The organism is Gordonia sp. PDNC005 (assembly GCF_016919385.1).
Classification (GTDB): domain Bacteria; phylum Actinomycetota; class Actinomycetes; order Mycobacteriales; family Mycobacteriaceae; genus Gordonia.
In genome coordinates, this window is sequence record NZ_CP070351.1 from 2,791,626 (window position 1) to 2,812,037 (window position 20,412).

The following is a 20,412-nucleotide window of genomic DNA, read 5'->3' on the forward strand; positions in this document are numbered from 1 at the left end:
GGCGTCAGGCTACTACTGACTGGTCCCCGGCGTGCGCAGCATGTCCGCGAGTCCCTCGGCGTCCGGGAGGTCGTCCGGTTCGAGAGTCACATCGTGACGCACGTAGTGGAACGCCGCGCGTACGCGGTCGATCTCCACATCCATGAGCTGCGCCCACGCGACTCGATAGGCGGCGAGCTGAACGAACAGCGATCCACGTTTGGCGGGTTCGGGGACCGACCCGGTCTTCCAGTCGACCACCAGCCAGTCGTCACCCTCGCGGAACACCGCGTCCATCCGCCCGCGGACGACAGTCTCACCGATGACGGTCTCGAAGCCCACCTCGACCTCGACTGGGGTGCGGTCGGCCCACGAGGACGCGAGGAAGGCGGCGCGCAGGACGGCGAGTTCGTCGTCGGTCACATCGCCGGTCGCCGCGTCCGAGGCGCCGGGCAGTTCGTCCATGTCGAGCAGACGGGTGGCACCGAAGCGCCGTTCCACCCACGCGTGGAATGCGGTGCCGCGGCGTGCGAGCGGATTGGGCCGGAACGGCACGGGACGCCGGAGCCTGGCGGCGAACGCCTGTTCATCGGTGTCGAGTTCCACGAGTTGGCTCACCGACAGGTGACCCGGCAGTTCGATGTCGACGACCGGGTCGCGATCCCGTGAGTGCTCGTCGAGAAGGACGTCCACCTCGGCGCGCCACGCGAGGACGTCGGGGTCATCTGTGTCGGTGTCGTCGACGGTGAACAATCCCTGTGCTGCGCGGGCCGCGGCGACCAGGTCGGCCGCCGCGGCCATCGGCGCACGCCGTTCCCCGAGGCGGTCGACCGGCCAGCTCACCGAGACCTGCTGCGCGGTCAGCGGATTCTTGACGTCGGGGTCGGGTGCGGGTGCGTCGACGTCGATGCTGAACGCGGCAGCGTCCACTCCCTCGACCTCGCCCGCTGCGGCTCTGGCGACGAGTTCTGCGAGTTCAACGAAGAACGGCGATCCGCCGCGCGGTTTGTCTCCGGTCTCCGACCAGTGATGCGCCGACACAAGCAACGTGTGTTTCGCCCTGGTCAACGCGACATAAAGCAGTCGACGGTCCTCGTCGAGCCTGCGGTCGGCGACGGCTTCCTTGTGTTCGTCGATGGCCGCTTCGAGTTCTTTCCGGTCGGCCAGACCTGCGAGGTCGATCGGCGGGTAGCCCTCCCCTCCGATCCGGTCGGCGAGGTCGCCCCGCAACTGGGCGGGGAGCTCACGGGCCGAACCGAGCCAGGTGGTCTCGGCTTTTCCGCTCGGCCAGATCCGATCGGCGACGTGCGGCATCGCCACGACGTCCCACTCCAGCCCTTTCGCCGCGTGCACCGTGAGGATCTGAACGCGTTCCTCGGCCACCTCGACCCGGCCGGCTTCCAGACCCTTCTCGACGACCTCCGCCGTGTCGAGGAACGCGAGCAGCCCGGGAAGAGTCGCGCCGGAACGCTCGGAGTAGTGCGTGACGTAGTCGGCGAACGCGTCGAGATGTTCGCGACCCGTCACACGTCCACGCATACGTCGCGCCCGGATCTGGGCTTCGACGGCCACCCCGGTTGTCTGTTCGACGTCGGCGACGAGTTCGGGCAACGGTTGTCCTATGCGGCGGCGGAGGCCTTCGAGCATCTTGCCGAATGTGGCGATCCGCTCGTAGCCCGCCGCGCTGTAACGCCCTTCGGGCCCGGGATCGGCGAGCGCGTCACACAGGCCCGCCGAATCGACGTTCTCACCCGGAAGCGCCGCATCGAGGGCGTCCCCCAGCGCGTCCGCGGACGTCACGGCGCCTGTCGTCGGTGCTCCCGTGCCTGCGGCGAGTTCCCTGGCGCGTCGCCACAGTGCGGCGAGGTCCGCCGCTCCGAGCTGCCAGCGGGCACCGGTCAGCAGCCGCATGGCCGCGGTGCCCGCCATCGGATCGGCCATCAAGCGGAGTGTCGCGACGATGTCGGTGATCTCCGGGACGTGCAGCAGCCCACCGATGCCGACCACTTCGGCCGGGATCCCACGGCGTTCGAGTTCTGCGGCCAACGGCGCCGAGTCCTCATTCCGTCGGACCAGGATCGCGGTGGTCGGCGGCGCCACCTCGTCCCGTTCCGCAGACCGGTAGTAGTCCTCGACACGATCGGCGATCCACACGCGTTCGTCGACGACGGTGTCGGTGAGTGCGAGTCGGACCGTCCCCCCGGGTGCGTCCGGACGGGCACGCAGGGTGCTCACCGGAACACCCCTGCGCCGGAGTTCGTCTGACGTTCTGTTCGCCAAGTACAGCGCGGCGTCGCAGTTGCGCCAGCTGGTCAGCAGTTCCCGACGGTGCGCTCCCGTGCCGTCGTTGCGGGGGAAATCGAGTGCGAACCGCGGCAGGTTGGCCGCCGACGCACCGCGCCACCCGTAGATCGATTGAATAGGGTCGCCGACGGCGGTCACGGCGATCGACGGTGTTCCCGTCGGCTGCACGCCGCCGAACAATTTGGACAGCAGAATCCGCTGTGAGTGGCCGGTGTCCTGGTACTCGTCGAGCAGCACGGCGCGGATGCCCGAGCGCTCCGCAGCGACGACCTCGGGATGAGTCGCCACGAGCCGAGCGGCGAGCGACATCTGACTGCCGAAGTCCAGTGCCCCCTGCGCCGTCATCGACTCGCGCAACGCGATCACCAACGGGATCAGTTCCCGCCGTTCATCGATGACCGCCTGGTAGCCGCGCAGCTTTTGACTCGGCTCGGCCCGTTGACCGGGCCCTTTGGGGAGAGTGTCGATCAGGTCGTACAGGTGTTGTCCCGACACTTGCAGATCGGTGATGTCTACGAGGTGTTCGGCGATCTCCGAGTACAGCCGCAGGACTGCCTCGGTCACCGATGACGGCACCTTCGACGTGGTCAGCTCGCCCGGCCACGACGCGACGACCGAGAAGGCCAGCTGCCACAGTTCGGTCTCACTGAGCAGCGTCGACGTCGGTTCGACTGGGAGCAGGAGTCCATAATCGGCGATCAGCCTGCCCGCGTATGCGTGATAGGTGCTGACCTCGGTGTCAGCACTGCGCAGGCGCGCGGCGAGCACACCGCTGGGATCCCACTCGAGAAGCGCCGGACTGCCGGCGAGCATCGACAGCCTGCGGCGGATGCGGGCAGCCAGCTCGCTCGCCGCTTTGCGTGTGAACGTGAGGCCGAGAATCTCATCCGGCCCGACGAGCTGGTTCGCGACGAGCCACACCACGCGTGACGCCATCGTCTCGGTCTTGCCCGCGCCCGCGCCCGCGACGACCAGCATCGGCTCCATCGGAGCCTCGATCACCTCCACCTGTTCATCGGTGGGCGGTGGCAGACCGAGCGCCGCGGCGAGCGACCGCGCCCCGATCGTCCTCGAGTCAGTCATCGATCACCGCCTTCCCACGGAGTTTCGCCGGGCAGGCCGCCGTCAGTGAGCAGTGCCCGCACCCGGGGTTCGGAGTCGCCGTGAAAACCGGGCCGACGCTTGATGTAGCGGCGTCACGGACCACGTCGAGCCATTCGGTCACCTGCTCCGGTGTCAGCGGCTCCTGCAGTCGTTCCGCTGCACCCGTCTTCTTATTCGCAGAGTTCACGTAAACCAGTCGCCCGCCGCCCGGCTGCGTCGCGGGCACACCGTCGACACCGCCCAACAGCAGCGCCAACTGGTACGCGGCGAGCTGCGGATGCTGACCCGCGTCGGCCACACTGATCACCGTCTTGCCTGTCTTCACGTCGACGATCACCGGACGTCCCGCGTCGTCGGTTTCAAGACGGTCGATGCGGCCGACGAGTCGGACCGGCATCGCGTCCGGCGAGTCCTGCGGCAAGTCGGCGCTCAACTCCACTTCCACGCCCGCCTCAGTGAGTTCACCGCGTGAGATCCGGAGCCAGTCCCGGAAATGCGTCAGCATCGCCTCGGCGCGTTCGAGCTCCCGTGCGGAGTACCACTCGGCAGGTGAACTGACACGACCCCACACGTCGTGAAGCGCCGCGGTCACCTCGGCTGGGTCCATCCGGCCCGCAACAGCCTGGACCAGGGTGTGGACGAGGGTTCCGGTGACGGCCTGTTCGGCGTCGCCGTCACGACCTCCGTGGCGCTCCATCATCCAGCGGAGTGAGCACCTGCTGAGCGCTTCCACGTTCGACGGCGACAGCGATCGCGCGCCGCGGTCCGGGGTCCACAGCGGCTCATCGGTACTCGGCCCGACAAGTCCGAACCATTCGGCCGGGTCGGCGCCCGGCACTCCGGCTTGGGCCAGTCGGGCGATCAGTGTCGCTGCCGCAGACGTCCGCTCATCGGGTCCGTCGGCGACGCCTGCGAGCACCTGCTCGGCTCCCGCGACGACGGCCGCGCGCAAGTCGGCCACCAGGGACGGAAGCGACAGGACGCGAGAGACGCCTGGATCGAGCGGCACCTCGTCCGGCGCGCCCTCGTCGGTCGACTCCTCCCCGTATCCGCCGAGGGCGTCGGCGATCTCCGGGACGAACCGGGAGGGCGACGCGTCGCCTGTTCCGTCTTCGACGGCCGTCACCAGCAGTCGGGTCCGGGCACGCGAACATGCGACAAGCAGGAGTCTGCGTTCGTCGGCGAGCATCACCGAACCGCGTGAGATGGAGTCGAGGGCCTCCGCGTCCACACCGTCGAGCAGATCGAGCAGCGCAGGCGTGTGCAGAATGCTGCCGCGACTGCGCAGGGACGGCCACAGACCGTCGAGGACGCCGGGGACTGCGACGACTTCCCACTCACGACCGGACGCCGCGTGCGCTGACAGCACCGCGACCGTGTCGGATGCCGCCACCGCGACCCGCGATTCCCGCGGGATCTGCAGTTGAGCGAGATAGTCGACGAACTCGGTGAGCGATGCCGACGGCAGGTTGTCGGTGAACGCGCCTGCCGCCTCGAACATCGACAGCATGGCGTCGAGATCGCGGTCGGCCTGATCACCGGTGCGCCCGCCGCGCAGAGACCGTGCCCTCCACCGCCGTTCGAGCCCACTGGCCTGCCATGCGCGCCACAGGGTCTCTTCGACTCCGACGCCCGCCGCAACTGCCCGCCGGGCGGCGCCCACCACCTTGATGACCTGCTTCAACGCCATGGACTCGAAATCTGACATGCCGTCGAGGTAGTCGTCGGCCGCGCCGTCGACGCCCAGAGCGAACGCGAGAGACGTCAACGAGTCTCGATCGATCCCGGCCTTGTCGTCGACCCGGCGGACTCCGCGCCGCAGTCGACGCAGTTGGGCCGGGTCGGCCGATCCGACCGGCCCGGTCAGCAGCGCGATCACTTCATCGGGCTCGATCGTCCCTCCGGACGCCAAGCGGAGCGCAAGAGTGAACGCTTCGACGGCCCGCTGCCGGTGGATCGGCACGTCGCTCGTCGGCGTCGCCATCGGGACACCCGCCGACGAGAAGGCACGGCGCAATGCGGGCAGCGCACGAGGCACGGATCGGACGATGACCGCCATGTCGGACCACGCCACTCCGTCGAACAGATGCGCTCGGCGCAGCGCATCGGCGACCGCTGTCGCCTCTTTCGCGGTGGACGAGAAAACCCGTACGCTCGCATGCCCCGAACCTCGAGCTGCTTCTGGTGCTGGGAACGGATGCGGACGCGCTCCGGGCAGCCTGGACGCCAGCGCGCGGCTGACGGCGTTGACCTGCGGACTGCTCCGGTGGTTGACGTCGAGCATCACGTCGCGGACACCGTCGCCTGCGAGGTCGTCCGCGAATCGTGGGCTGGCGCCACGGAACCCGAACACCGACTGGTCCGTGTCGGCGGCCACGACTGTCGAGTCAGAACCCGTGCCGACCGCCTCGACGAGCCGTGCCGCCTGCGGATCGAGGTGTTGGGCGTCGTCGACGAGGAGGTGGCGGATCCGCTGCCGTTGTGCAGCGAGCAACCCGTCGTCCGTCGCGAACGCCGACAGCGCCGAACCGATGAGCTCGGCGGCGTCGACGGCAGTCGCACTAGCGAGGGGCGCGTCGAGCCCGACTGCACCGCGTAGCAGCATCCCCTCCTCGTACTGGCGATACGCGTAGCCCGCGGCGACCCACTCCGGACGGTTGTACCGATGTCCTAGCTCAGCGAGATCTTCAGGTCCGAGGCCACGTTCAGCCGCGCGCATCAGCAGGTCACGCAGCGCCTGCGCAAATCCGTCCGTCGTCAGTGCAGGACGCAACGGTGCAGGCCAGTAGTGCGCGCCGTCCTCGACATCGCCCGCAAGCAGCTCGCGCAGCACCACGTCCTGCTCCGAACCGGTCACCAGCCGAGGCGGCGGATTTCCGTGGGCCTGCGCCTGCAGACGCAGCACTGCGAAGGCGTATGAGTGCACGGTGCGTACCAGCGGCTCCCGCAGTGCACCGCCGAGCCGTCCGCCGGCCGACAGGACCCGCCTGGTGATCTCGTCCCGGAGTGCGGTGGCCGCACGCCGATTCGCCGCCAGCACCAACACCGACTCCGGGTCGATAGAACGGTCCATCAACCGAGCCACCGCGGCGTCGACGATGAGCGCCGTCTTTCCGGTACCCGGCCCCCCGTGGACGCGGTAGGGGTGCCACGGCCTCGCCGGGTCGGCGACGTGCGGCCCGTGCAGCACCGGCGCCGCATGCTCAGGCCAGGTTCGTGACTCCACGTTCGTCGACGCGGGTGCGACGATCAGTCGAGTCTCGGAGCGGGCCATGCACACATGGAACCACGGCCCTCTGACAGTTCTGCGCGGGGTTCACGTCCGTAGAGTAGCTCCCATGGTCGACGCTTCCGCCGGACATCACACGATGCACACCCACCTGATCGGTTCGGACGAACCGGACGCGCCGATCGTCGTCGCACTGCATGGACTCACCGGGCACGGGAAGCGCTGGGAGTTCCTCGCGAACGACGATCTGCACGGCGTTCGGATGATCGCTCCCGACCTGATCGGGCACGGTTTCAGCTCGTGGGAACCGCCGTGGGCGATCTCCGACCAGGTGGCGGCGTTGTCGGCAATGCTCGATGAGCATGTCCCCGCAGGTCGGCGTGCTGTTGTCGTGGCGCACTCGTACGGCGGTGCGGTGGCGATCCGGCTCGCCCACGCCCGTCCGGATGTGGTGGCCGGCCTGGTACTTCTCGATCCCGCTCAGGGGCTTGATCCCGGAACGGCCCGCGAGTACGCCGAGTCGTCCCTCGCACACTGGGGCTATCCCGACGCCGAAGCGGCCGCCGCGGCGAAACGGATGGAGGGATGGGAGAACGTCCCGCCGCACATCCTGGACGCCGAGATCGCCGAGCACCTCGTGCCGACCGCGTCCGGGATGGTCTGGCGCGTGTCCGCGCCCGGTGCCGCGGTCGCGTGGAGCGAGATGGCGCGGCCGTACATGCTTCCCCCGGCCGGTCTGCCCACTCATGTGGTCGTCGCCGATCGCGTTCAGCCCGCGTTCGTGCGATCGGACTTCTTAGCGGCGTGTGCATCGGAAAGGGGCGATTCGGTGACGGTCCACCACGTCGACACCGAGCACATGGTCCCGTTCCTCGCGCCCGACCTGGCCGCTCGACTCGTCCGTGATCTGATCGTGCGAATCTGACTATGGCCCCAGTCACCGAGGATCAAGTCGAGGCGGTTCGAGCCCTGGTCGCCGCCATCCCGCCCGGCCGCGTCCGGACATATGGCGACCTGTCGTCGGAGGTCGGACTGGCCAGCCCGCGGATCGTCGGTTGGATCATGCGGACCGATTCAGCGGACCTGCCGTGGCATCGGGTGGTCCCCGCATCCGGCCGTCCCGCCGCCGGCCTCCGGGCCCGCCAACTCGAGAGACTCCGCGCCGAAGGCGTCCCGATCGTCGACGATCGGATCGTGATGAAGTCGGCCCGCCTGTAGCCGACTGCGGGAACGCGGAACTAGACCATCATCCGCACGAGGTCGACAACGCGCAGCAGCCCGGGCAGAGCGCCGGAGGTCGATCGCGGGTGCATCGCGTGGACGGCGAGGCGGAACATCGTGGCCCTCAGCATCATCTGCGACCACTCGCGGTTGTCCGACCAACGCTCGACGAGTTCGTCCTCCGCTCCGCCCCAGGCGAGTGCGTCGACGACGATCACCGCAGACGCCCAGGACGCCGGACGCCAGTACGGGACTATGTCGGTGATGGCGGGCGCCGCTGCTCCCGCGAACAGAACTGTGCCGAACAAGTCGCCGTGCACCAACTGGGAGGGCAGGTCGACGGGGCGACGGAAGCCCGCAAGCGTCTTCAGTTCGGACAGGCTTCGACGACCGTCCTCCGACTCCGGCTCCGGCATCCCCGCGGCTCTCGCCGAACGCAGCGGAGTGTCCTCCCACGCGGCGCGGTCGGCGGCGGTGAACACATCGACGTCGGTGAACGGCGGCGCGGGCGGCTGCAGCAGGAAACGCGGCCGTTCGAGCTTGGCGGTCGCTGCATGAAGGCGATCTGCGACGGCCAGCACTTCGTCGTGTCTCGGCTCCGGAGAACCCGCGACGTACGTGTCCGCACGCCACCCCGACACCACGTATCGGCCGTCGGACGCACGCATCGGACGAGCGATGCGCATGCCCTCCACGTACAGATTCTCGCGGGCCGTCGCGGACCAGGCCGCACGCGCGCGGTCGGGAACCAACGTCAAGACCACTTCGCCGACCCGCCAGCCGACACCTTCCATCGCGATCGGCGGGTGCGCGGTCAGTCCGAACGTGGTCAGAACCTGCGCGGGCGGTTCGACGATGGTGGTCACGTCGCCAGACTACCCACGCGAGGAGTGGTTATCGTGCAGCGACACCGTGAAACGCGTCGACGTCAGCTCGCTTGTGTCGCATACCTCTTGGCGGCGCGCTCGCGAGCCTTGGCCGCCTCGACGTCACGGTCTTTCGGCGGCGCGGCCGTCGTCAGCTCGTCCATGAGTCGTTGCGTGATCTCGGCGATCTCGTCGACGGCCCGCTCGAACGCCTCCGCGTTGGCCTGACTCGGAGCGTTGTAGCCAGACACCTTGCGTACGAATTGCAGGCTCGCGGCCCGCACCTCGTCGTCGGTGACGGTCGGCTCGAAGTTGAACAGCGGCTTGATGTTGCGGCACATGATCGAATCCCTTCGTCTACCTCCATCGTGCCCCGCGCACCGCCTCGCGGCCAGTGCTTCGAGGCGGGGCAGATCAGTAGACGGCCATGCTCGGGTCGACGGTGGCCGCCCACGACGCTATTCCGCCACCGAGGTGGACTGCGTCGGCGAAGCCCTCACGATGAAGTGCGGCGAGCGCTTGCGCCGACCGGACGCCGGTTTTGCAGTACAGGACGATTCGGCGGTCATGTGGGAGATCGCCCAGTGCTCGGCCGGACAGAACGTCGTCCAGCGGGATCAGCGTCGCGCCGTCGATCCTGTTGATCTCGAACTCGACGGGCTCACGGACGTCGATGACGGCGGGCGCCGTCGGCCCGTCCAGGGCTTCGCGCAGTTCACGAGCCGTACAGGTGGCGCCGACTGCAGCGGCGGCAGCATCGTCCGACAGCACACCGCAGAAGTCGTCGTAGTCGATGAGCTCGGTGATCTGCGCACCGGCCGGGTCGCGCTCCAGCCGGACCGTCCGGTACGTCATCGCCAGGGCGTCGTAGACCATGAGCCTGCCGAGCAGGCTGTCGCCGAGTCCGCAGATCAACTTGACCGTCTCGGTCGCCATGATCGAACCGATCGACGCGCACAGGACACCGAGCACTCCGCCTTCGGCGCACGACGGGACCGAGCCCGGTGGCGGCGCCTGCGGATACAGATCCCGCAGATTGAGGCCACGCCCGTCGGGCGCGTTCTGCCAGAAGACCGACGCCTGCCCGTCGAATCGGAAGATCGATCCCCACACGACCGGTTTCCCAGCCAGGACTGCGGCGTCATTGCACAGATACCGGGTGGCGAAGTTGTCGGCGCCGTCGACGATCACGTCGTAGCCCGCGAACAACTCCACCGCTCCTGCTGCTTCCAGACGCTGATCGTGGACGACGACGTCGACGAGCGGGTTCACCACCGCGATCGAATCGCGCGCACTGTGAGTCTTGGACCGCCCGAGGTCGGCGACCCCGTGAATCACCTGACGCTGCAGATTCGACTCGTCGACGGTGTCGAAATCGATGATCCCGATCGTTCCGACCCCGGCGGCGGCGAGGTAGAGCAACGTCGGCGAGCCGAGGCCGCCTGCGCCGAGCACAAGGACGCGAGCATTCTTCAGTCGACGCTGCCCGGTGACGCCGACATCGGGGATGATCAGGTGCCTGCTGTAGCGGGCGACCTCGTCGCGGGAGAGTTCAGCGCCCGGCTCGACGAGCGGAGGAAGACTCATTCCCCGTTGGTGGGGAACGGCCACGGGTTCGGCCGGCAGACCAGGGACCGGTCCGCTTTCATGTCCGGGTCGAGCGCCATGATGTCGCTGTTCGCCGTGCCGAACGTCTGCTGCATCATGATCGGCGCGAGGTCCCCGTTCTTAGGGCACGGCTTGTGGTGCTCGTATCCGATGCCGTGGCCGACCTCGTGGTTGACGAGGTATTGGCGGTACGCGATGTCGTCGCCCGCAAATGCTGTGGCTCCGCGCACCCAGCGTGCTTCGTTCAGTACGACGCGGTTGTCCGGCGGGTAGTAGCAGGACGTCGGGAGCTTGATCTGGTAGCCGCACAATTCGCGTGCCGTGCCGGCCGACGAGAGTGAGATCCGCAGATCCGGCTCACCGGTCTTGACCCGCTGGAACGACACCTTGCCGTCGCCGATCCAGCTGCGCTGGTTGGCGAGCGTCGCATCGACGATCTTCGCGAACGACGCGTCACCGCTGTACTGGGTCGGATCGATGCCCTTCTCGACCTCCACGGAGTAGGTGTACACCTGTCCCCCGGTTCCCAATCGTGGGCCGGTTCCGCGGACGAGGCGGAACTCGGTGGTGCCCTTCGCTGTGAACGGTGCGCCGTCGGGCAGCGCACCGGCCGGGAGCGCGTCTGCCTGGATGTCACCGGTCGGCGCGCCGATCGCGTGAGTCTCCTCGCTGACCTTTGTGTTGCGGGCGTCCGGGTCCGGTTCCGCGGTGCCGTCGCCCTTCGAGTCGCCGCCGCGGATCGTCACCACGAGCAGTGCGATCGTCAAGACGGCCAGAACCGGGATCGCGTACGCGCGCCACCCGTAGGCACGCACGAACCGGGCGAACGGGTTGGCCGACTCGACGTCGTCCGTCGAGTCGTCGTCGGCGGTCGGGTCCCAGCGCGCACGCAGCGGCTGATCAGGCCGCGGGCGTCGGGGGCGCGACACCCCAGGGTCTCCTCTACCGGTCACGCCTCAACTTTCTCACAGGTACCGCCCACTCCCCGATATCCACCCCCGCGAGGTGTCGCCCCGGTCGCTGCGGCGACCGGACGAGCACCGAGTACTCTTCAGTAATGTCGACAGCCAAACCACCCGTCGCCGCAGCAGCCTCTGCCGCGCCGACCCGCGGAGGCACCCGCCTCCCGCGCAGTGCCCGTCGTCGCCAGTTGATGGACGCCGCGAGCGAGATCTTCGTCGAGCGCGGATACCACTCGGCGGGCATGGACGAGATCGCCGTCCACGCAGGCGTCAGCAAGCCTGTCCTCTACCAGCACTTCCCGTCGAAGCTCGACATGTACATCGCGGTCGTCGATTCGCACGCGGAGAAGCTCGTCGCCGACGTCAACAGCGCACTGCTGACGACCACCGACAACCGCCAGCGTGTGCAGGCGGCGGTCAACGCGTTCTTCGACTTCATCGACGACGACAACTCGGGCTACCGCTTGATCTTCGCCTCGGACGCGATGGACCCGGCCGTGATCCGTCGCGTCGAGGGCGCGACAGACGCATGCGTCGACGCCGTCTACGGCCTCGTCATGCAGGATTCCGGCCTCGACCCGCACCGCTCTCGAATGCTCGCCGCGGGGCTGGTCGGTGCAAGCCAGGTGAACGCCCGCTACTGGGTCGAGGCGAATCGCCCCATCGACAAGTCGGCCGCCGTGGAGACCACCGTCGCTCTTCTGTGGAGCGGGCTGTCGGGCGTTCCGATGCAGGAGATGGGCCGCGGCTGACTCCGGTCAGGCGCCGAAGCCGACCCGGCGCGTCTCGGCGCTGCCGATCTCGACGTAGGCGATCTTCGACGAAGGAATCAGGACCTGCGAGCCCTTCTCGTCGACGAGTTCCAGAACTGCGTCTGTGCCGTCGAGTGCCGCGGCAACCTTGGCCTGCACGTCGTCGATGGCCGCGGTGGCGTTCACAGCCAGCTCACGGGGGTTGTTTTCGATGCCGATCTTCACCTCAACGCTCATGGCGACCGACTCTACGCGAGATTCAGATCGGCCATCCGCTGCCCGTGCCGTTCGGCGATCGCATCGAAGAACGTGGCCGCGGTAGCGAGGGTGGCGTCGCTGGCGAAGAGAAGATCCATCATCTCGTCTTCTTCGGCGAGGACCCATTGCATGTGAGTGATCGCCTCACCGAGCAGACGCCGTGCCCACAGGGTCAACGGCGACCGCAGAGCGGGATCGGCGGCGATCGCCGCACGCACCTGAGCGACCGCGAACGCCGACGAACCGGTGCTCTCCATCACGGCCTTCATCACGGTCTGCGTCTCGGCGGGCATCGCGTGAGCGAGCTCGGCGTAGAAGTCCGCAGCGAGACCGTCGCCGATGTACACCTTGACCAAGGCTTCCAGCCACGAGCTCGGCATGGTGACTCGGTGGTATTCGTCGAAGACCTTGGCGTGTCGTGACACCGCGTCGTCGGGATCGCCGCCCGCTTTGACCAGCTCGGCCGACAGCTCCTCGAAGTGACCCATCTCGGCCGCGATCATTCGTGCGATCGCGACTCGGTCGGAGGTCGTCGGTGCCATCGCCGACTCGTCGATCAGCCGGTAACACGCGGCGAACTCGCCCGCGAGGAGAACTTCGTAGAGCTTGACGATGGCGTTCGACGTGTTCGACATGGGAGCAACAGTATGCAAGGCGGTACACTCGGGCCAGACGTGGGGAGAATCCCGCCGCTTTGGCGCCGAGTTCAATAGGCGCCGCCGGGCCAGACGACCGCGTCACACCTTGAGCGCGCACCGCAGATGCCACGCCGAGGGCCTGCCCCGCAGGACCCCGCGAAGCCGATGTGTGCGTGCACAGCACACGAGAGGCATACAACCGCACATGACAACCGACACCACCGTGGACGAATCGATCCAGACGACGATCGTCGACGAGGATCACCAGGCCCCGACTTTCACTGAACTGGGTGTGGACGACGCGATCGTCGCCGCACTCGCCGCAGACGGCAAGGAACGAACCTTCGCCATCCAGGAGCTCACGCTCCCCCTCGCCATCGCAGGCTCCGACCTCATCGGCCAGGCCCGCACCGGCATGGGAAAGACCTTCGGATTCGGCGTCCCCCTTCTGCATCGCCTGGTGACCGCGGAGGCGTCCGGACTGCGAGCGCTCGACACCACCCCGCGCGCGCTGATCATCGTCCCGACCCGCGAACTGTGCGTTCAGGTGACCGAGGACCTCGTCACGGCCTCCAAGGGCGTCGACGTGACCCTCGCCGACGGCACGGTTCGCCCGTTGAAGATCACGTCCATCTACGGCGGCCGCCCGTACGAGCAGCAGATCGCTGAACTTCAGGGCGGCGTCGACGTCGTCGTCGGCACCCCGGGCCGTCTCCTCGACCTCGCGCAGCAGGGCCACCTGGTCCTCGGCAAGGTCGCGATCCTGGTGCTCGACGAAGCCGACGAGATGCTCGACCTCGGCTTCCTTCCGGACATCGAACGCATCATGGGCGCGCTGCCCGACGATCGGCAGACGATGCTGTTCTCGGCCACCATGCCGGGCCCGATCGTCACCTTGGCTCGCACGTTCCTGAACCGCCCGACGCACATCCGCGCCGAGCAGGCCAACGACTCCGCCGTCCACGAGCGCACCACCCAGTACGTGTACCGCGCCCACGCTCTCGACAAGGCCGAGTTGGTCGCCCGGATCCTGCAGGCCGACGGCCGCGGGGCCACGATGATCTTCACCCGTACCAAGCGGACCGCGCAGAAGGTCGCCGACGATCTCGCCGAACGCGGCTTCAAGGTCGGCGCCGTGCACGGCGACCTCGGTCAGGTGGCCCGTGAGAAGTCGCTGGGCAAGTTCCGCGACGGAACCGTCGACGTGCTCGTCGCCACGGACGTCGCCGCCCGCGGCATCGACATCGACGACGTGACCCACGTGATCAACTACCAGTGCCCAGAGGACGACAAGACGTACGTGCACCGCATCGGACGCACCGGTCGCGCCGGTCGGACCGGCATCGCGGTGACCCTCGTCGACTGGGACGAGATCCACCGCTGGGAGCTGATCAACAAGGCCCTCGGACTCGGCATGCCCGAACCCGTCGAGACGTACTCGACGTCCGATCACCTTCGCGAAGAGATGTCGATCCCGGAAAACGCCGACGGCCGCGTGGAAGGCGCGCGTCAGACGTCCGAGGAGCGCCGCGAGGCACGCGCAGACCGACCGAAGCGCGAGCGCACCCGCACCCGTCGACGCACCCGTGGCGGCGAGTCCGCAGGCTCGTCGGAGTCGACGACCGATACGCAGGCACCCGACGAGTCCGGCGACGCCGCACCGGCGCAGGAGTCCGCCACCGACGACAAGCCGCGCCGCCCGCGCCGCCGTCGTCGCCGCTCGGGCGGCAAGCCTGCAGGCGACGCCGCAGCGTCCGACAGCGCGTCGGACTGAGGCGTTCCGTACTGTCTCCAGCATGGGGAACTCGATCGCACCGGAGCGCCGCACACGCGTAGATCTGATCGTGACGGCAGTGATCGTCATCCTCGTCGTCGTGGGCGCCCTGGTGGTGTGGGCGATGAGCGACGCCCGCCAGACCGACCTGCAGACCGCCGAGTCGGCACCGCCCACTCCGGCCGCAGCCGAGGAGAGTCCCCGCGCCCTGACGCCCGCATGGACGGCGCCGTCTGCCGCGACGAGGATTCCTCAGTTGACGGCTGCGTCCGTGATCACCGCTGACGGTGGGACGGTCACCGCGCACGATCCCGCCACCGGCGCATCGCGCTGGGCGTACAGCCGTGCCGACGATCTGTGCGCGGCCCTCGCGGCGTGGCCGGGCGGCGCGGACAAGGTCCTCGCCGTCTATCGGAACAGTCGCGGATGCAGCGAGGTCACCGGACTGCGCGGTGACACCGGTCTTCGGTCCGGCAGCCGCACCAGCGACGCGGACGACGCCGTCGCGCTCTCCTACGACGGCGACTACGTCGTCGCGGCGGGCGGCACCCGTCTCGAGACGTGGGGGACCAATCTTGTCCGCGGCATAGAGTACGGCCGGTCGGCGCTCGTGAACCCGGGCAAGACGCCCGGCCGGACCAACTGCCACATCTACTCTGCGGTGCCCGGCGGCAGTCGTGTCGGCATCGTCGAACGCTGCGACGGCGACCTCGGCTACCGATTGACCGTCATCGGCACCGATCAGGACTCCGACGAGCGGATCATCCAGTGGGGCACCACGATGCTGACGTCCACGGCGCACGGTCCGGCGCCCGCGATCATCGGCGGCAGCAATCAGGCCTTCGCCGTGTACGACGGCGGCGTCGACGACACCGGGGAGCCCGCACGCGCGACCGGTCCCCGAATCCGGGTCTACTCACCGCAGGCCGAACCGGTGTCGGCGCACTCCGTCGCAGGCGACGTCGCATTGCCCACGACGACGGCGCCTGTCGTGGACTCCGGAGTGATCACCGTCTGGACGGGAACCGGAACCGTCGTCCTCGACGGCACGTCGACGGTCCCGATGTACCAGATCCCAGGCACGGTCGGCCCGGGATCGGTGATGGCGGGCGAACTGCTGCTCCCCATGCCCGGACGGATCAGCGTCCGTCAACTGTCGGACGGCCGCGAAGTGCGGACGATCAGGGTCGACCGCGGCGGCTACGACTCCGACGGCAGGCATCCCGTCGCGCTCCGAGTGCTCGGACGCTGGGTCATCGAGCAACGCGGACCGGTCATCGCCGCACTGAAGTAGCCGTCACTCGCCAGTAGCCGTCACTCGCTGATCTCGTACGTGGCGATCTCCGCGCCGTTCCAGTAGGCGCGCAGGTTGTCGGCGAGCTCACGGTATGCGGTGGCGCCCTTGTTCTTGCGTCCGCGCATCACCGATGCGCCGGAGGCCGAAGCCTCCGCGAAACGCACAGTGCGCGGAATCGGCGGGTTCAGCACCGGCATGTCGTAGCGGTCGGACACGTCGGCCAGGACGTCACGACTGTGGGTGGTGCGCGCGTCGAAGAGGGTCGCCACAGTCCCGAGCATCTTCAGATTCGGGTTGGTGATCTGCTGCACCTCGGTGACGGTGCGCAGGAGCTGTCCCACTCCGCGGTGCGCGAGGGTTTCGCACTGCAGGGGCACCACGACCTCGTCGGCTGCGGTGAGGCCGTTCAGGGTCAAGACGCCGAGCGACGGCGGGCAGTCCACGAGGATCACGTCGTAGTCCTGCGCCACTTCGGCGAGTGCACGCTTGAGCGCGTACTCACGACCCGGACGCATCAGTAGCAGCGCTTCCGCGCCTGCCAGGTCGATCGTCGCCGGCAACAGGGTGACACCGTCGTCGGTGTCGAGCAGGACGTCGGCGATGTCCTCGGCGCCGATCAGGACGTCGTGCACCGACTTCGTGATCTGATCCGGATCATGTCCGAGGGAGAAGGTGAGGCAGCCTTGGGGGTCGAGATCGACGACGAGGACCGAGACGTCCTGGTCGGCGAGCGCCGCCCCGACCGACGCTGTGGTCGTGGTCTTCGCCACGCCGCCCTTCTGATTCGCGATGGCGAGAGTGCGCGTCATGGCCCCAACCATACGTTCACCCGGTTACACAAGGGGCATCGCGTGGCGCGGCCCACATTCGGGCGCTATTCTTCGGCGTCGGGGGGCAGCGATTCGGCGTTGAGCCACTGCAACGAGGGCGGCGAGAACAAGAGCCCGAGCACACCGAGCGCGACGATTCCGACAGGTGCCCCGATCGACGGCAGATTACTGCTGGTCAGCAGGGCGTATGCGACGGGAAGCAGGAGGATCTGCGCCATCACGCCGATCGCCCGACCCCACCGCTTGCCGAGGCTCAAACCGATGCCGCCCGCCATCACGGCGCCGCCGATCACCGTGAACCACACCGCAGTGCCGTACCCGCTGATCGCCTCCTCGTGGTGGCCGGTGGCCTCGCGGACCACATAGACGACGGCGACGATCAGGCCGAGCAGTCCCTCCGCCGCGATGGCCCACCCGGCCCAGCGCAGCGTCGACGGGACGACGGCGGTCTCGGGCGTGGGATCGGTACTGCTCACGTACTCAAGAGTAGGTCGGACTGTCGTCGATTGGGACACCGGCCCCGCACCCGATATCGTGTGGAGCCGTGCGTGTCATGCTGATCACCAACCCGTATGCGACCTTCACCACCGCTGAGGGCCGCGATGCGCTGGCGAACACGCTCGACTCCCGATTCAGCGTCGACGTCGAACGCACCACTCACCGCGGCCATGCGGGCGAACTCGGCGCGATGGCCGTCCGCGAGGGCTACGACGCAGTCGTAGTGCACGGTGGAGACGGTTCGGTCAACGAGGTCGCCAACGGCATTCTCGGAGCGCCGGACACAGACACTCCCGATTCCGGGTCGCTGCCCGCACTCGGCGTGGTCCCGGGCGGTAGCGCGAACGTCTTCGCGCGCGCCCTGGGCGTCAGTCGCGATCCGCTTGCTGCGACCGCACAGTTGATGACGCTCCTCGACTCCGGCGCCCGCCGCCCGATCAGTCTCGGACACACACTGAATCGCTGGTTCCTGTTCAACGCGGGCATGGGGATGGACGCGATCGTCGTGCGCCGCATGGAGGAGCTGCGACACAAGGGGCGGCGCGCGACCGCAGGCAGGTACCTGCGGACTACTGTCGGGTCCTTCTTCCGTCCGTCGGTGACCCCGCCGTCGTTCACAGTCGAGGTCCCCGACCATGCACCCGTCGAAGGTGTGCGCTTCGGTTTTGTCAGCAACACCGGGCCGTGGACGTACCTCGGCACCCGCGCGATCCGGACCAACCCCGGCACCGACTTCGAACACGGTCTGGGCATCTTCGCAGCAACATCGGTGTCGGTCCCCCGCAACGTCGTCCTCGGCTCCAAACTGCTCCGCGGTGTGGAACCGACCGCCAAACACGTGTTCCGCGACGACGACGTCGAGTGGGTCCGGTTCCGCAGCGAAAAGCCTGCCGATGTGCAGATGGACGGCGACTACCTGGGCGAATACACCTCGCTCGACTTCGGTCACCGTCGACATGTGCTCGATGTGGTGGCCCCGCCACTGGGGTCGTAACCCCCTAGTTACCCGCCGGTAGACATACGTTGGCCACGATGCCAACCCGTTGTGACGTATCCGGCATTCGCTGGCGACCTATAGCCAAACGTCGGTGCACAGTAGTACAACAGATAGTGACCGCAACGACCGGCCCCCAGTTCTGCGCGCCGCCCCGCTCAGACATCGAGGAGGATCCCTCGTTGCAGCCCACACAATACGAACTGACGTGATTTCGTGTGCCCTGCGCACTGCGATGCATTTTTGAAGGAGTTTTGTCATGGATTGGCGCCATAAGGCCATCTGTCGCGATGAGGATCCCGAGCTGTTCTTCCCGGTCGGCACCAGCGGACCGGCGATCGCTCAGGTTGCGGACGCGAAGCTCGTCTGCCAGCGCTGCCCGGTGACCGCCGACTGCCTCTCCTGGGCACTCGAGACCGGCCAGGACGCAGGCGTCTGGGGCGGCATGAGCGAAGACGAGCGTCGCGCGCTCAAGCGTCGCAACGCGCGCACCCGCGCCCGCAGCGTCGTCTGACCTGCAGCACATCGACAAGACCCCGACCGGATTCCGGTCGGGGTCTTTTTCGGCCACAGGTCGTTCAGTGCAGGGGGATGTTCAGGTCGACACGTGTGCCCGAGCCGTCCGGCGACGGGCCGATTCGGATCCGTCCGCCGAGGTCGTTCGAGACAAGAGTCCGCACGATCTGGAGTCCCAACCGGTCCGACTTCTCGAGGTCGAATCCGTCCGGAAGCCCTTGACCGTTGTCGGTGATGTGCACGGCCAACGACCGGACGTCGCGCTCCGCATCGATCACGATCCGCGCGCCCGTCTGTCCCGTGGCGAAGCCGTGTTCGATCGAGTTCTGCAGCACCTCGGTGAGTACCATGACCAGCGGCATCGCCAGATCTGCAGGCAGCACGCCCAGTCGGCTCACTCGCGTCACCATGACGCGTGACCCGCCGCCGTCCGGGAGCGAGACGTCGACGATCGACGTGCCGACCCTGTCGACGATGGCGTCGACGTCCACCTCCTCGTCGACGCTGCCCGACAGCATCTCGTGCACCAGGGCGATCGAACCGACCCGGCGAACGGCTTCCTCGAGAGCTTTGGACGTCTCCGGGTTGCTTGATCGACGTGCCTGCAGCCGCAACAGCGCCGACACCGACTGGAGGTTGTTCTTGACACGATGATGGATCTCGCGGATCGTCGCGTCCTTGCTGATCAACGCCAGGTCACGGCGTTTCACCTCGGTGACGTCTCGGATCAGCAGCACCGCGCCCTGCGAACGGCCGCGTGATCGCAGCGGGACGGCCCGAACGAGGACCGTGGCTCGCCGTGCGTCGAACTCCATGCGGAGCCCACGAACAGGGACGTCGGAGTCGTCCGCAGCACCGGCAGCCATCGCGAGCATCGCCGCCGCGTCGGTCGACTCGAACGGATCGTTGAGAAGCCGTCGGAACAGATCCGCCAGGACAACTCCGGACAGGTCCGTCGTCCACCCCATTCGATGAACCGCCGACAGAGCGTTCGGGCTCGCGTACTCGACGACACCGGCCGGGCCGAGCCGTACGAAGCCGTCTCCGGCGCGTGGTGTGGACAGGCCCATGGTGTTGGCCTCGTCGAGCGGGAACGTTCCCTCCACCACCATCTCGCACAATGCCTGCGCAGCGTCGCGGTAGGCCGCCTCCAGGGGCGACGGCGGGCGCGTCTCCGATGCTTCGACCGCCCTGCCGAGGACCGCGATGACTCTGCCCTCGAATGTCACCGGGATCGCGACGCGGGTGACGAGAAGATTCCCGTACCGGGTGGCGAGGCCCTCCTGCATTATCCGTCCGGTCGCGAACGCCGGATGGATCAGCGGATTGGCGCCCTGCGGGCTCTCCGCCTCATCAACCCGATGCCCCACCTCGTCGTGCTGAAACACCGTCGAGGCCGTGTTGGGGCGCACCTGGGCTACGTATACGAACTCGCCTTCGTCACTGCGGACCGCCAGCAGGTAGTCGGCGAAGGAGAGGTCGGCGAGCAACTGCCACTCGGCGACCAGTCGCTGCAGATGTGCGGCAGCGTCGTCGGAGAGCGTCGTGTGCTCGGCGAGCAGTTCGGTGAGAGTCGCCACGG

General features: G+C 68.0%; 18 protein-coding genes. 7 read left to right on the forward strand and 11 right to left on the reverse strand.

From position 1 onward, the window contains the following. Positions 1–12: 12 nt before the first annotated feature. Together JVX90_RS13330 and JVX90_RS13335 are read right to left on the reverse strand one after the other, a co-directional pair. Positions 13–3,366, reverse strand: a complete 3,354-nt coding sequence (locus JVX90_RS13330) for a UvrD-helicase domain-containing protein (RefSeq protein WP_205329225.1) — start codon at positions 3,364–3,366, stop codon at positions 13–15. Beyond that, positions 3,359–6,661 (reverse strand): ATP-dependent DNA helicase, encoded by a 3,303-nt coding sequence (locus tag JVX90_RS13335; RefSeq protein ID WP_205329226.1) that lies wholly within the window; start codon positions 6,659–6,661, stop codon positions 3,359–3,361. Before JVX90_RS13335 ends, JVX90_RS13330 begins: the two co-directional genes overlap by 8 nt. 64 nt (positions 6,662–6,725) lie before the next feature. Here JVX90_RS13335 and JVX90_RS13340 point away from each other — a divergent pair, with 64 nt between their 5' ends. Both JVX90_RS13340 and JVX90_RS13345 read left to right on the forward strand, forming a co-directional pair. Then, complete coding sequence (locus JVX90_RS13340; protein ID WP_205329227.1) at positions 6,726–7,541, forward strand: alpha/beta hydrolase; 816 nt, start codon at positions 6,726–6,728, stop codon at positions 7,539–7,541. Positions 7,542–7,543: 2 nt separating this feature from the next. Beyond that, positions 7,544–7,834, forward strand: coding sequence for an MGMT family protein (locus JVX90_RS13345; RefSeq protein WP_205329228.1), 291 nt, complete (start codon positions 7,544–7,546; stop codon positions 7,832–7,834). 20 nt (positions 7,835–7,854) lie between these two features. Here JVX90_RS13345 and JVX90_RS13350 read toward each other — a convergent pair whose 3' ends face one another. The 4 genes from JVX90_RS13350 to JVX90_RS13365 all read right to left on the reverse strand — a co-directional run bounded on the left by JVX90_RS13350 (position 7,855) and on the right by JVX90_RS13365 (position 11,240). Beyond that, positions 7,855–8,703 carry a TIGR02569 family protein gene (locus JVX90_RS13350; protein WP_205329229.1) on the reverse strand — a complete coding sequence of 283 codons (849 nt, stop codon included), beginning with the start codon at positions 8,701–8,703 and terminating at the stop codon, positions 7,855–7,857. A 62-nt stretch (positions 8,704–8,765) separates the two neighbouring features. Beyond that, the gene (locus tag JVX90_RS13355; RefSeq protein ID WP_205329230.1) at positions 8,766–9,044 is read right to left on the reverse strand and encodes a DUF2277 domain-containing protein; all 279 of its coding nucleotides are present in this window, start codon (positions 9,042–9,044) and stop codon (positions 8,766–8,768) included. A gap of 73 nt (positions 9,045–9,117) precedes the next feature. Further along, positions 9,118–10,290 carry an adenylyltransferase/sulfurtransferase MoeZ gene (moeZ, locus tag JVX90_RS13360; protein ID WP_205329231.1) on the reverse strand — a complete coding sequence of 391 codons (1,173 nt, stop codon included), beginning with the start codon at positions 10,288–10,290 and terminating at the stop codon, positions 9,118–9,120. Then, positions 10,287–11,240 (reverse strand): DUF3152 domain-containing protein, encoded by a 954-nt coding sequence (locus JVX90_RS13365; RefSeq protein ID WP_205329232.1) that lies wholly within the window; start codon positions 11,238–11,240, stop codon positions 10,287–10,289. The genes moeZ and JVX90_RS13365 overlap by 4 nt, the downstream gene beginning before the upstream one ends. A 128-nt stretch (positions 11,241–11,368) precedes the next feature. On the opposite strand from JVX90_RS13365, the gene JVX90_RS13370 reads away from it, so the two are divergent. Then, positions 11,369–12,025: a TetR/AcrR family transcriptional regulator gene (locus JVX90_RS13370; protein WP_205329233.1), complete on the forward strand. Its 657-nt coding sequence runs from the start codon at positions 11,369–11,371 to the stop codon at positions 12,023–12,025. A 6-nt stretch (positions 12,026–12,031) separates the two neighbouring features. Here the strand turns inward: JVX90_RS13370 and JVX90_RS13375 are convergent, their stop codons facing one another. Together JVX90_RS13375 and JVX90_RS13380 are read right to left on the reverse strand one after the other, a co-directional pair. After that, a complete protein-coding gene (locus tag JVX90_RS13375) occupies positions 12,032–12,262 on the reverse strand; it encodes a DUF3107 domain-containing protein (RefSeq protein ID WP_205329234.1) in 231 nt (76 codons plus the stop codon). An 11-nt stretch (positions 12,263–12,273) separates the two neighbouring features. Then, positions 12,274–12,918: a ferritin-like fold-containing protein gene (locus JVX90_RS13380; protein WP_205329235.1), complete on the reverse strand. Its 645-nt coding sequence runs from the start codon at positions 12,916–12,918 to the stop codon at positions 12,274–12,276. Positions 12,919–13,126: 208 nt separating this feature from the next. Here JVX90_RS13380 and JVX90_RS13385 point away from each other — a divergent pair, with 208 nt between their 5' ends. After that, positions 13,127–14,695, forward strand: coding sequence for a DEAD/DEAH box helicase (locus tag JVX90_RS13385; protein ID WP_205329236.1), 1,569 nt, complete (start codon positions 13,127–13,129; stop codon positions 14,693–14,695). Positions 14,696–14,717: 22 nt separating this feature from the next. After that, positions 14,718–15,989, forward strand: a complete 1,272-nt coding sequence (locus JVX90_RS13390) for a hypothetical protein (RefSeq protein ID WP_205329237.1) — start codon at positions 14,718–14,720, stop codon at positions 15,987–15,989. A gap of 20 nt (positions 15,990–16,009) precedes the next feature. On the opposite strand, the gene JVX90_RS13395 is transcribed toward JVX90_RS13390, so the two are convergent. Next, positions 16,010–16,801: an AAA family ATPase gene (locus JVX90_RS13395; protein WP_205329238.1), complete on the reverse strand. Its 792-nt coding sequence runs from the start codon at positions 16,799–16,801 to the stop codon at positions 16,010–16,012. Between the two features lie 65 nt (positions 16,802–16,866). Beyond that, a complete protein-coding gene (locus JVX90_RS13400) occupies positions 16,867–17,298 on the reverse strand; it encodes a hypothetical protein (protein ID WP_205329239.1) in 432 nt (143 codons plus the stop codon). Positions 17,299–17,366: 68 nt separating this feature from the next. Here JVX90_RS13400 and JVX90_RS13405 point away from each other — a divergent pair, with 68 nt between their 5' ends. After that, entirely contained in the window at positions 17,367–18,314 is a 948-nt protein-coding gene (locus JVX90_RS13405) for a diacylglycerol kinase family protein (protein ID WP_205329240.1), read from the forward strand. A gap of 259 nt (positions 18,315–18,573) precedes the next feature. After that, the gene (locus JVX90_RS13410) at positions 18,574–18,828 is read left to right on the forward strand and encodes a WhiB family transcriptional regulator (protein ID WP_205329241.1); all 255 of its coding nucleotides are present in this window, start codon (positions 18,574–18,576) and stop codon (positions 18,826–18,828) included. Positions 18,829–18,892: 64 nt separating this feature from the next. On the opposite strand, the gene JVX90_RS13415 is transcribed toward JVX90_RS13410, so the two are convergent. Next, the gene (locus tag JVX90_RS13415; RefSeq protein ID WP_205329242.1) at positions 18,893–20,410 is read right to left on the reverse strand and encodes a PAS domain-containing sensor histidine kinase; all 1,518 of its coding nucleotides are present in this window, start codon (positions 20,408–20,410) and stop codon (positions 18,893–18,895) included. Positions 20,411–20,412 lie beyond the last annotated feature (2 nt).